We start from the raw sequence: 12819 nt of genomic DNA, 5'->3' as shown, positions 1-12819 counted from the left end.
TCAGGGTCAATTCTGGCACACCGCGGTAACCTCTGACGACCCCGAAAGTCAGGAGTAATTTGCAATGTCCAGCACCACATCGGGACCAAGGTCCGATGACGAATCCGAAGCAATAGATTCAACATCCACATCTACTACTCGGATTCGACGCCGCAGCCGCGTCAAGACGTCCAATCGTCGACGCAACATCATTGCCGCATCGAGCGCATTTGTGCTGGTAGTCGTCGCTTTTACAGCCTGGATGGGCTACTCCGCCATCACAACAAAGGGCAATCTCGAATCGGCCCGCGACCATGCGCAGTCCACCAAGACGGCACTCCTGGCGGGGGACACGGAGGCCGCCGAGCAGTCTGCGGCCGATGCCGACAAATACGCGAGTTTGGCATATTCAGAGACGCGATCCTTCCCTTGGAGCATCGCTTCAGCAATACCGGTCCTCGGCAGCCCCTTCGAAACAACAAAACAGATGACAGACGTCGTCCATGGATTGACCAACGACGTCCTCTTGCCTGCGGTCGATGCTGGAACCGCGCTTGCTCCTGGTGAATTGATTCAGTCGGGGGGCCAGATTGCACTCGAGCCCCTGCGGCAAGCGGCACCCGTTCTCGAACAGACAGCAGCCTCCGCGGCGGACCTGTCGACCCGAGCGGCGGCGGTTCCGGAAGCTGGCTTTATGGGCGCAGTTAACGATGCGCGCACCTCGTTAGTGGATCAAACTACTGAGCTGACTAACCTTCTGGACAACACTGCGCTCGCGGCACGGCTCGCACCGACGATGCTCGGAGCCGACGGACCACGCAATTACTTCATCGGATTCCAGACAAACGCCGAGGCCCGCGGCACAGGCGGACTGCTGGGCGGCTACGGTGTTGTCCGCGTCGACGATGGCGCTGCGCGCGTCGATACCTTGGGCAGCAATTCCGAGCTGAGCATGGACAACAGTCCAATAGACCTAGGTCCTGACTTTGCAACTCTCTACGGAATGAGCCGTCCCACCACCGATTTCCGCAACAGCAACCTCAGTTCACACTTCCCCTACGCTGCACAAATTTGGCAATCGCTGTGGAAGCAGGAATCAAACGGCGAGGTAGTCGACGGAGCGATTGCGATCGATCCAATTGCGTTGAGCTACATACTCAAAGTTGTGGGTTCAGTCACAATGCCCGACGGCGAGAAGGTTACAGCGGACAACGTTGTGGAACTCACCGAGTCGACGGCATATATACGTTTCGCGGATGACAACAACGCACGCAAGGAGTACTTGCAGACTATTGCCGCACTTGTGGTGGACAAGATGACCGGCAACATCAGCTCTGCCAGTGCACTTCTCGACGCGTTGGGCCGCGGTGTTTCCGAGGGCCGCATCGCAGTGTGGAGTTCAAATCCTATTGAGCAGGAACTTCTCGCCACAACACCTTTGGGGCACACCGTACCCACAGATGAAGCACCTTTTGCGGGTGTGGTGATCAACAACCAGGCAGGCAACAAGCTCGACTACTACCTGACGCGCTCGATCAACTACACCGCAGATAGCTGCGAGGGCGATACCCGAACGTCGAAGGTCACCGTCAGTCTGACCAATAACACTCCGGCAGGCGACCTTCCGAACTATGTCGACGGCATCGTAGCGAACCCGAAGAACCTTCCGCAGGGCACTAATATGGCAGCTGTTTCGCTGCTCGCAACTCAGGGAGCGAAGCTGGAAAGCGTTGCGGTGGGGGGAAAGATCGCCTTCTCCGCAACAGGACAGGAACTTGGTCACCCCGTTTTCATGACTTTAGCCGAGATTCCGAAGGGCCAAACGGTGGATATTGTCTTCAACCTCACCGAACCCACTGCCGCAGGTGAAGCACGAGTGCCAGTGCAGCCGTTGGTGGATGACCCGACCGTCACGATTGACGTACCTACTTGCTAAATCAATAGATTGACGGGCCGCGCAACCTACAAGAGGCGGCGGCCCGTCAATCAGCCGATCACTACGTGTCCAATGAAATCTAGACTCGCGCGACTTCCTCATCGAACTTCGGCAGGTACTCGGCAGCGAGTGCGTCGGCGAGCGACGGAGCGGCTTTGTCCTTATCCGAGAGCTGGTAGGTCAGTATGCTCCCGTCGCGGGCATGAGTAGGCCAATCGATTGCCAACTCAGCATCGAGCGGATTGAGATCCCGATCGAGTGAGGGCGTGTACTCGATCGAGCAGAGATACATCACGGTCGAGTTGTCTTCGAGCGACAGAATTGCGTGCCCCAGCCCTTCGCTCAAATACACCGCACGGCGGTCGATGTCATCGATCAGCACGCTGTCCCACTGACCGAATGTCGGGGACCCAACACGTAAGTCGACGATGACGTCGAGAAACGCGCCCTTCGTGCAGGTAACGTATTTTGCTTGCCCGGGCGGTGTGTCAGTGAAATGAATCCCTCGTAGAACCCCAGCAGCGGAGACCGAGCAGTTCGCCTGCTGCAAGTCCAACGGGCGGCCGGTCGCCTCCTGAAAGGCGGAGGACTTGAACCATTCGAAGAAGACGCCGCGGTCATCTCCGAACTGACGGGGGGTGTACTCCCACGCGCCGGCGATCTTCAGTTCACGAAAACTCATGCTATTCACTGTTCCCATCGAGGAGATCGAGAAGGTACTTGCCATACCCGGACTTGATTAACTTCTCTGCTCGTTCACGGAGCTCATCATCACTGATGAAACCGCGGCGCCAGGAAACCTCTTCGGGCGCACCAATTTTCAGACCCTGGCGTTGCTCGATAGTGCGCACGTAGTTAGAGGCGTCGAGCAGCGAATCAAAGGTGCCGGTGTCGAGCCAGGCGGTACCACGGGGCAAGACCTCGACTTGAAGCCGACCCGCCTCGAGGTAATGACGGTTGACGTCGGTGATCTCGTACTCACCGCGCTCCGACGGTTGCAGGTCTCGGGCAATCGCGATGACATCATTGTCGTAGAAGTACATCCCGGGGACCGCGAAGTTCGACTTTGGCACCTTCGGCTTCTCCTCGAGCGAGATCGCTTTGCCCGCAGCGTCGAACTCGATGACGCCGTACGCGGAGGGATCCGATACCTGGTAGGCAAAGACAGCACCGCCGGCGATGTCGCCAAACCGGTTCAACTGCGAGCCAAGGCCCGGACCGTAGAAGATGTTGTCGCCCAGGACAAGTGCTGCGCCTTCGTTGCCGATGTGATCGGCACCCAGCACGAAGGCCTGCGCGAGTCCGTTTGGCTCCTGCTGAACACGGTAGGTGAGGTTGATGCCGAACTGCGATCCATCGCCCAGCAGCCGCTGGAACTGATCCGCGTCCTGAGGTGTCGTGATAATCAGGACGTCGCGGATGTTCGCGAGGATCAGTGTCGACAGCGGATAGTAGATCATTGGCTTGTCATAGACAGGCACGAGCTGCTTGCTGATGCCCATCGTGATCGGATGTAGCCGGGAACCAGTTCCGCCCGCTAATATTATTCCTCGCATAATGGCTAATACTCTCATATAACAGCGGAACCTCGCGCGTCGACTAATCGCAGATCCAAATTGACCAAGCAGTTTGCAACTCGGCAGAATACGGACTTTCCGGTAGAGTCACGAGTTATGAAACTGCTAGTAACCGGGGGCGCCGGGTTTATCGGCGCGAATTTCGTCCTTTCAACCGTGGACGAACGTCCCGATGTTGAAGTAACAGTGCTTGACGCGCTCACTTACGCGGGCAATCGTGCATCATTGGATTCCGTCGCGGACAAGATCGAATTCGTCCACGGCGACGTCGCCGACGCGCCCCTCGTTGACAAACTCGTCAGCGATTCCGATCTTGTTGTCCACTTCGCTGCCGAATCACATAACGACAACAGCTTGAGCAACCCGTGGCCGTTCGTCCATACCAACGTCATCGGCACAACAACGCTACTGCAGGCGGTTCGTGAGCATGACGTCCGCTATCACCACATCTCCACCGACGAGGTTTACGGCGACCTCGAACTAGATGATCCTGCCCGTTTCACCGAATCGACTCCGTACAATCCATCAAGTCCCTATTCCTCGACTAAGGCGTCCAGCGATCTCCTGGTGAGGGCCTGGGCTAGATCATTCGGAGTTCGCGCAACGATCTCAAACTGCTCCAACAACTACGGTCCGTATCAACATGTGGAGAAATTCATCCCACGTCAGATCACCAACATACTCAGTGGCCAGCGCCCCAAGCTGTATGGCGCAGGTCAGAACGTTAGGGACTGGATTCATGTCGATGACCACAACCACGCTGTTTGGACCATCATTGAGAAGGGCGCCTTGGGCGAGACCTATCTGATTGGTGCGGACGGCGAAAAGAACAACCGGGAGGTTCTCGAAGCAATCCTCGAAAAGACTGGGCAGTCTTCGGATGCGTTTGATTTTGTTCCGGATCGTCCTGGCCATGATCTGCGATATGCCATCGACTCTACGAAGCTCAGGACCGAATTGGGCTGGACGCCGCAGTACGTGGACTTCCGGAGCGGATTAATGGCGACAGTCAATTGGTACCGCGACAACGAACAATGGTGGCGCCCGCAAAAAGTCGCAACAGAACGCCGTTACGCCCTTGCGGAGTCAGCGAGGAAATAATCACCAGGCCTTCCTATCAGATCCTCTAGGTGCTCTAGAGTGCAAAATCCAGGCCACGCGAGTCGACGAGAAAACTGCTCCCAACTTCGTTCCTTAAATCGTCAACGTGACGACGCTGTTGGACTGCGCCTAAACACCCACAACGGATTGATAACCTTCGGTACATACCCTGGACCTGCTCATCAGATTTACCTCAACAATGGGGAACTGCACCAGGGCACCAACCCGTAATCGAAATTCAAACAAACGAAAGAAACTCCATGAAAAGAACAGTCTCGATCATCGGGACACGAGGTTATCCCTCCTACTACGGCGGATTTGAAACACTTGTCCGCCGACTGGCCCCCTATCTGGCTGATAATGGCTGGGATGTATCGGTATACGGTAGACATGGAACAACCCGGAACGACGATCCCGACCTTGACAACCGCGTCGAATCAATCTTCACGGCCGGTTTAGAAAAGAGATCGTTAAGCACCCTGACTTACGGTTTAACTTCAAGTTTGGATGCACGTAAAAAAAAGCCCGACGTCGCACTAATAATGAACGTCGCGAACGGGTACTGGCTGCCGATACTCAAAACTGCGAACATACCAACTGTACTAAACGTAGACGGCATCGAATGGGATCGAGAAAAATGGGGGCGAGCTGCAAAGGCAACATTCAGAACCGGCGCTAAGCTATCCGCAAGATATGCCGATCACCTGATTGCAGATTCAACTAATATTGCCGACTACTGGAAACTGAACTTCAATCGCGAAAGCACCTTCATACCTTACGGAGGTTCAGCACCCCAAGGCCTCACCGCGGAACCTGGACTGACAGCAGGAAAATACGCACTAATTGTTGCAAGATTTGTCCCAGAGAATACCGTCGCGGAATTTTTAGATGCAGCTCAAATATTGGCAAAAAACTGGGACGTAGTCATCGTCGGAAGTAGTGGGTATGGTGGTCAGCTTGACGAGCGGGCACAATCACTCAGCGACCAGAACCCACGCATAAAGTGGCTAGGCCACGTAAGCGACGATCAGAAACTCTTTTCGCTATGGCAAAATGCCGGCGCCTATTTCCATGGACACAGCGTAGGAGGAACAAACCCTGCGCTCGTCCAAGCAATGGCCTGCGGAGCTCCGACTGTCGCACGCGACACGGTTTATAATCGAGAAGTACTTGCCGAAGCGGCCTATTTTGTCAAGCCAACTGTCAATTCAATTTCGTCGGGACTCCAAAACCTGCTCAGCTCCCCCCTTGAGCAGCGCCGCCTTGGCAATCTCGCATTAACTCGTGCCCAACAGCACTATACCTGGGATCTGGTGTGCCAAGACTATGCAAGTATTCTAGAGGATGCAGCCGATCGAGGGCACAGTACAAGAAAGTAATTACTCGATAATCCCGTGAGCAATCGATATTGAAATCCAGTTCCGGTTTGAATGTGTTGCTGCAGCGAACTATGACCCTTACATGCCTCTGAATATTATCTGAGCGTCGGATCAGCGTCTTCCCCGCACCGGGCATCGGTGGTCGACTACCGCTATAGGCGATGTCGACCACCGCCGATAGCGTATTACGAGAAGCGCACAACCCCTCGACTACCACCTATATCAAAGAGAAGGTATATCTACCTTCTTAACCCGTTATCGTCATGGATGAAGCTCAATCTCGGGCCCGGTTCGAATCTCCTTGTCAAATTGCAAAATTCGATCAATTACACTACCGAAAAGTGCTCAACGATAAACTTGGTGACTACATAAAATCTGGAACGTTTACCTCAAGACTGCAATACCGAAGCGGCGTATGTAGACCATTGACGGTTTGATTTCCACTTCATCGAAAGTATTCTCGATTGTATGACAATTCCGACTGTTTCCGCCAAAATTTGCCCCGCTAATGCGCCAACTGCACCAAAATATAGTCCAAGCACGCACAACAGCGGAACGCCTACGCCTGCAGCGCACAGCACAGAAATTGTAATATGCTTAGCGCGCCCTGCCGCAACCATCGCAAGCCCAAAACCTCGAGAAGTACAGATCAAGAATAGAAGAAAACCTGACAACGCGGAAAGTTCATAGCCGAAGCTAACCTGTCCCGCAAACAGAACGGTAACAAAAGTTGGCGCGAGAAGCCCAAAGATTAGACCAGATACGAGTCCGAGATAGCAATTATATCGAATACTCATAAGCGATCGTAAGTGCCGATCACGGCCCGTCGCCGCCCCCAACCAACTCTGTAGTCTGTTCGGAATTCCAGCGAGTATTGCCAGTGCCATGCGCATAAGACGATCAACAGCAGCGAAAACTGGAACCGCCAGAGGATTAACAAGTCCCACGAGCGCCGGGGCAAAAGAAGTAAAAGATCCGCTGATCGCCCTGCCAAGAACAACTTCTTTCTGCGACCGAATAGTCCTCCAGTTTTGTTTCCAATGAAAGAACCCCAGATGTGAACAAATCGCAGATAGGGACAGTGCGGTAACGGATCCCACTATTAGCGCACCACCGTACCATCCGATCGGAAAATCGTAGTGAATCAGCAACGCGGCAATTCCTACAAAAACAAGTCTAGGCAGACTTTCATATGCTAGTAGCTGGCCAGGTTTTCCGTCCCCAATGAAGAACCATGCAGGACTAAATGCAAGACACAATGAGCCTAACGATATAACAATCGCGGAAATCCGGCTAAAATCGCAAAGTAGCCATGTAATGACCGAAACCGGTAATACTGCAAATGCAACTACGGTCGCACGTGAAGAAACGGACTGTCGATATAGTATCGACTTGTCAACAGCACTTAGTCTCGGAACTCTCTGCGGTCCAGTTACACCCCACCCAAGTTCAGCGATCAACGCCCCCGTCGCTCCAACTGACTGAGCAATGGCGACCGTGGCCCACCCGCCAGACCCGTACTTCGCGCTCACGACTGGAATCACCATTAACGGGGTTACCGCCGAAAGCATGGGAATTAGTAGATATGGCGATAGTCGACCAACCGACTTTAACCTTGAACCCATCAAGCACCAGCACTGGCATCAAAATGTCCCGCGAAATCATCGAGAACTGAGTCAAAGGGCCGTCCGAGAACATCAAGAAAGCCTGCGTCGTACTCAACCGCAGGACTACTCATCGCACAGAGAACGGCATCCACGACACTACTAGCCAGTGCATCGGGGTCGGCTAGCGATGTAAGTAGTCTCGGATGCAAACCAGCCCGTGTTCCATCCATTTCATTCGTCACCGCCCACGCTCCACTGCAAACCGCATCGAGCGGGGGATGAGACGGGTGCGGGCTATGTTGCAGCGATAGCACAACATCAGTCTGCGCCAGCAACGCAAAGTATGAATCCCAGCTAAGTTTTCCGCGTGACTCTAGTTCAAAATTCAAAGCGCGAACCGACTGATGAGACTCGCCCGCGGACACAAAATTTGCCGCTACACCTTGAGCGAGAAGAATCTTGTTGGCGGCCATCAGTGATGCACACCCTATCGAAAACAGATTACGTGGTTTGCTTGGTCGTCCGTAGAACATGACTAGAGGGCCACTCTGAGTATTTCCCTTCGACCGTACCGATACTGCGCGTTCCAACCTATTCACATCAAGTCTTGGCGCAAATACCAGAGATGGATTGATCGATATCTCATCCATTTTCAGAATATAGTCGTACAGCGGCCGCGAATTTACTACCATCGTGAATCCCGCATATAGTGATGAACGAGCGAGCGCGTAGTCCGTAGACCAAGCATTGAATCCCGCTTCGTAGTCTTGGACAAGATACGCCACTCTGCTACGGTCTATCTCACCTACACGGCATGCAACATCGAGCGGGTGCGCTGTTGTCCAGTGCGTCGCGAGCCAAAAGTCACCCGGGCTTACTCCCGACTCAGAAAGTATACGCGGGTGAACAATGTCAATCCCGGACAACGATTCGCCATACTCACCGACCAGCATTCCGAGAAGTTGTCGCCGCTGTGGACCGATTGGACTGTCCCTCAGAACTACGATCCTGGGTTTCACACCGAGGCGTGCTGCAAGTCCGATCCCAAAATCGATCGCGGTTCGTATCCCAGCAAAGAATGATTGCGCACTCAATTCTGGAAGAACAATATTTAGATGCGGATGGCAATTACACGCGCGTAGCTTTGTTAGTGAAAGACTAAACTTATGAAGGTTCGCGTATGTTTCGCTTGATACCAATTGAGAAGCCTCCGCAACACGAACCCGTTGGTCTTGCCTCGACTTTATCTTCGTCGCAAGCAACAAAGGTGCGAGTCCGTATTTCTTCATAAATCGTCCATTCTCTAGTTATTAATGTGCCCGCAACGTCTTCCGAGGCAATACACACAATGCTGATACTTCCGCCACCAGGTTCGATTGACCTTCGAGCGCGTAAGTACTCAAACTCTTGGAGATATTGTCTACTACGGATTGTCCCGGTGGAGGTCCACCCGCTATCTCAACCAAGATATCTCCAATTTCGTCGCTTCCTGGTCGACAAATAGTGCGCAACAACGGACCAGCTATCTTCCTGATCTCATCCAAGGCGATCGACTCCTGCGTGATTACATACCGCCCACAGCATAAACCTTGCCAAACCTTGTTCGCGATCACGCTTTGAGCCTTGTTCGACACGCCGAATATTCCAACTACTACATCGCTTCTTTCGATGTACAATGGCAAATCATCTTGACGAACTTTACCAATAAACTCAACACAATCATCGAGTTGAAGATCCGAAATGAGCGGCTTAATATGTGGAGCTAAGTCGAGATCGCCAATTAGTGTAAGCGATATCTTCGCTTTCAAACGCACTTGAGGTAACTGCACCAGTAGCGATTCAACCGAGTGGAGGCGAGTATAGTTTCCGTAATATAAAATGCGAATCAACCCCGGATCTTTACGCCACTCAGCAGAAATATCCCAGCTGGGTGAACCCACCGGAATGGACAGTACGCGCGCTTTCGGGTACTTGCTTTGTATCGCAGCACTTCTCACCTCAGTATCAATTAAATACAAATCGGAGAAACTTATCGACACATAATCCGATAATTTGTAAAAAATCGATGGCAGCGAAAACTTGGAGTATGTTGCACGATCCTCCACATGCGTCTCATACATCCCAATAAAACCGTCCACCACGTGCACGGAGCGCGTACATATGCAAACCAACTTAGAAACCCACGAGTATGAGTTCCCGAATTCAGACATAACCACAACTGATTTTCGTTTTGTAGACCGCAGCCCATCAAGAAGAATATGCACACAGCGAATCGGGTAAGAAATCCCATCTCGGCGTGCAACAACTGATACGTCCCACCCTGCACGTTCGAACACTGCTCGAAGCGCCTTATTGCGCGGGTAGTCTAGATTAGTTACATTCAAAAATACTATACTTCGATTGAAATCTTCAAGTTCACCTCGCGTGCGAGAGCTGATATGCTTCTTGATCGAACGGATAATTTTGAATGTCACGCTACCGCACCTTTGTGTTTTCATTGCGTTCTTTTGGATCAACAGAGGCTAGGAGAGTGTGAGGACTCCGTTCAATCACCGCCATTGCACAAAAAACGAAAAAAATCAGAGAAGTGGTCGGCCACTTCAAAAAGTCAAATGAGAACATCATAATGACCAGCGATGTGAGTATTGCCATATGCAGTTGATCCGCCTTGCGGTACGCGAATACAAGCACAGAAAATAACATCATTAAGCCAAATAGGCCACCTGTAACCATGGTCGTGACAATTTGATTATCTACAATTCCGAAACCATTCTGCTGCAGCAAACCTTGTCGGTAGAGCTGCGACTCTGATCCGAATCCTCCCCCAAGAAAAATTCGAGATATGGGCAGTCCAAATATGTCTGGCACCGCTTGCAAGGACCCTAATCTATTCGTATAGGATCCCGACCTTTCCAAATTGTTCCACAATGCCCTAAGCCCAAAATCAAAGAACAATACTGCGCACGAAATACTGCCGACAACGACTATGTTACGCCACCGATTCTGCGCATTCCGACGAAATACCTTTACGATAACAATCGATATCACTAGTGCAAGAATTGCACTTCTTGTCCCGGTCAGGACAATCGATATCGCTAGAATAGAGGCGATTCCAACCCGGATTACCATTGGCCTGATGTCGTTACCGAGTGCAACAATCAGCAAAGCCACTACGAGAAGCGTCGCCAAAACAATTGGGTGGCCAAGCGTGCCCTGTGTACGCACTACCTCGTCTCCAAGAAACGGATTGCTCAGCATAACTTCAGATCCATTGGCATACCTTCCATATCCCCACAGCGCAGGCTCGCCAGAGAAAACAAACTCTATACCGGCCATAAACGACTGAGCCAGGGCTAGTATTACGATGCCGAGTCTAAAATCTTTGGCATCGGAAGGTGTGAACTTCTGTACCACCAGAACCGCCAGCACGATACTAAAGGAAAGGGGGGCGAGGACAGTTAGTCGCAAGCCATGGATAGCTGTCACTATGCACAATGATCCATACATCAAAGTCGTCAGAGTAAGTATGAAACCTGATCGGTGATCACCATGGAGACTAAACAGCAGTGTGACGGCCAGTATGGATGCGACAAACAACAAAGTATACAGCCTGATGCCATTAGGAACAGAAGGACTTGTTGCGAGGCTGAGCGCTCCTACAGACCCAGCGACCGCTATCCCCCGCCATCCGCGGACGCGACCGATTAGCACCGGTGCCGCAAGTAGCAGGATGTAACCGATGACCATCCCCCCATACACCCATGTCATAAGTTCCCGCCTTTTAGATATATCACGTGCCTAAATCTCTTCTATTACGTTCAATATACGGGAATTGTACATTTCTTCGGAGAAGGTGTCTCTTACGTGCCGGAATCCACGATGAGCTACAGAACGTGAAAGTTCGTCATCTCGGATCAACTTATTGATTATCGTGCACAATGCGTCTGAATCCTCTGATTGAAACACAAAACCAGTCTCTTCGTTCGTAACGATCTCCACTAAACCTTCGACGTTACTGACGATCGTGGTGCGCATTGCCGCCATTGCCTCCGCAGCAACGGTGCCGAATGGCTCCTGCCGGGATGGAACAATCACCAAATCGCAATTTTCCAGCACTTCAGCGATGTCATTGACAAATCCGACATATTTATAATCAATATCACCCGATAATTCAGTCTGCAGCGAAAGTAATTCCTCTTTGAACCACTCGTATCCAGGAAAGATATCTCCAGCGAACGTTATACTGAGGCTCACCCCTCCAGAGGCAACTTTGCTCGCTGCCCGCAATACGACATCTTGTCCCTTCCGCGGGCTTATTCTTCCAATCACGAGTATCCGAATATGATCACTCGATTGCCGAATCGGTTCGCTGCGGAAATACGGTTCCCAATTTTTGCCATTATAAATTACTTGAGAGTGACGAATTCGAAACGGACTGCTCGTCAATACGAATTTTCGGGTTGATTCGCTGTTACAGATTACGGTATCGACGAAAATTAAAGGAAGAACAAGAGCGGCTTGAACCACCTTGGAACTCCCGCTTTCAATCTCCCTGACATGGCAAATAGTTCTCAGACGTAGTGCCTTGGCCGCGAGGATCCACACTGGCTGCGTTAGTGTGTTGACAAAAACTATCTCGGGCTGAACTTTCCTAATTAGCTTAATCGCTGAGACCATGGACGAAACCGACCATAAGGCTAGTTTGACGAGTCCGACCGGACTAAGATATTCCTTGCGCGTTACGGCGACGGGCAAGACAATAACCCGGGTGGCAATCTCTCTCATACGTTCAGACAACGGTCCTTCATTGGGAAGGACGACAGTGACCTGATTTCCAGCCTCTTGCAATGCCGTTACTGTTTGCAGTGCCATCCGGTCACTGCCATAGAGTTCCGCTCCAGGGTGACTGTACAAAATGTTGCGCCGGCCCATCAGCTCGCCCGATTGCTGTCGAGTGAACGCACTCGGTTGATAAGATCGACATGACTATTCTGGACTTGGGACCCGTTGCGCAGTAGCAGGTCTGAACCAAATACATTCATCTCAAACGCACTTGATTGAGAGACATGTGCGGGCCTGTCAATACCAATTCTGTCCATGCACTTTCCGATCGTTGTGATCTGCGGACCCTCCGCACCTTGGACAGCGTGCCAGCTGTGCTCGGCATAGTATTTGAGTCTTCGTACAGCTCGCTTGTGAGATCGACCAATTTGAAGTTGATGACCGAGACATCGCAAACT

The 12819-nt window shown here is 52.0% G+C and carries 10 protein-coding genes; 3 read left to right on the top strand and 7 right to left on the bottom strand.

What is annotated here, in order from left to right; translation table 11 throughout:
- The first annotated feature begins 64 nt into the window (after positions 1 to 64).
- On the top strand, positions 65 to 1915 hold the full coding sequence (locus R4P64_RS24145) for a DUF4012 domain-containing protein (RefSeq protein WP_317823003.1): 1851 nt from the start codon (positions 65 to 67) through the stop codon (positions 1913 to 1915).
- A 79-nt stretch (positions 1916 to 1994) separates the two neighbouring features.
- On the opposite strand, the gene R4P64_RS24140 is transcribed toward R4P64_RS24145, so the two are convergent.
- Both R4P64_RS24140 and rfbA read right to left on the bottom strand, forming a co-directional pair.
- The gene (locus R4P64_RS24140; protein ID WP_317823001.1) at positions 1995 to 2597 is read right to left on the bottom strand and encodes a dTDP-4-dehydrorhamnose 3,5-epimerase family protein; all 603 of its coding nucleotides are present in this window, start codon (positions 2595 to 2597) and stop codon (positions 1995 to 1997) included.
- Between the two features lies 1 nt (position 2598).
- Positions 2599 to 3471, bottom strand: a complete 873-nt coding sequence (gene rfbA, locus R4P64_RS24135) for a glucose-1-phosphate thymidylyltransferase RfbA (RefSeq protein ID WP_317822999.1) — start codon at positions 3469 to 3471, stop codon at positions 2599 to 2601.
- Between the two features lie 117 nt (positions 3472 to 3588).
- On the opposite strand from rfbA, the gene rfbB reads away from it, so the two are divergent.
- Both rfbB and R4P64_RS24125 read left to right on the top strand, forming a co-directional pair.
- Positions 3589 to 4593: a dTDP-glucose 4,6-dehydratase gene (rfbB, locus tag R4P64_RS24130; protein ID WP_317822997.1), complete on the top strand. Its 1005-nt coding sequence runs from the start codon at positions 3589 to 3591 to the stop codon at positions 4591 to 4593.
- A 260-nt stretch (positions 4594 to 4853) separates the two neighbouring features.
- On the top strand, positions 4854 to 5972 hold the full coding sequence (locus R4P64_RS24125; protein WP_317822995.1) for a DUF1972 domain-containing protein: 1119 nt from the start codon (positions 4854 to 4856) through the stop codon (positions 5970 to 5972).
- 389 nt (positions 5973 to 6361) lie between these two features.
- Here R4P64_RS24125 and R4P64_RS24120 read toward each other — a convergent pair whose 3' ends face one another.
- The 5 genes from R4P64_RS24120 to R4P64_RS24100 form a co-directional block, all read right to left on the bottom strand.
- Positions 6362 to 7504 carry a hypothetical protein gene (locus R4P64_RS24120; RefSeq protein ID WP_317822993.1) on the bottom strand — a complete coding sequence of 381 codons (1143 nt, stop codon included), beginning with the start codon at positions 7502 to 7504 and terminating at the stop codon, positions 6362 to 6364.
- Between the two features lie 92 nt (positions 7505 to 7596).
- Positions 7597 to 8868 (bottom strand): hypothetical protein, encoded by a 1272-nt coding sequence (locus R4P64_RS34035; protein WP_411742702.1) that lies wholly within the window; start codon positions 8866 to 8868, stop codon positions 7597 to 7599.
- A gap of 21 nt (positions 8869 to 8889) precedes the next feature.
- Positions 8890 to 10053: a glycosyltransferase gene (locus tag R4P64_RS24110; RefSeq protein ID WP_317822989.1), complete on the bottom strand. Its 1164-nt coding sequence runs from the start codon at positions 10051 to 10053 to the stop codon at positions 8890 to 8892.
- Position 10054: 1 nt separating this feature from the next.
- Positions 10055 to 11065 (bottom strand): O-antigen ligase family protein, encoded by a 1011-nt coding sequence (locus R4P64_RS24105; protein ID WP_317822987.1) that lies wholly within the window; start codon positions 11063 to 11065, stop codon positions 10055 to 10057.
- A 312-nt stretch (positions 11066 to 11377) separates the two neighbouring features.
- Positions 11378 to 12451 (bottom strand): glycosyltransferase family 4 protein, encoded by a 1074-nt coding sequence (locus R4P64_RS24100; protein WP_317822985.1) that lies wholly within the window; start codon positions 12449 to 12451, stop codon positions 11378 to 11380.
- Between the last annotated feature and the right edge of the window lie 368 nt (positions 12452 to 12819).

Origin of the sequence: Rhodococcus sp. IEGM 1366 (genome assembly GCF_033142425.1) — a bacterium.
Lineage (GTDB): Bacteria > Actinomycetota > Actinomycetes > Mycobacteriales > Mycobacteriaceae > Rhodococcus_F > Rhodococcus_F globerula.
Note: the sequence above shows the minus strand (reverse complement) of the source record. Positions and strands in the feature narration are given on the sequence as shown.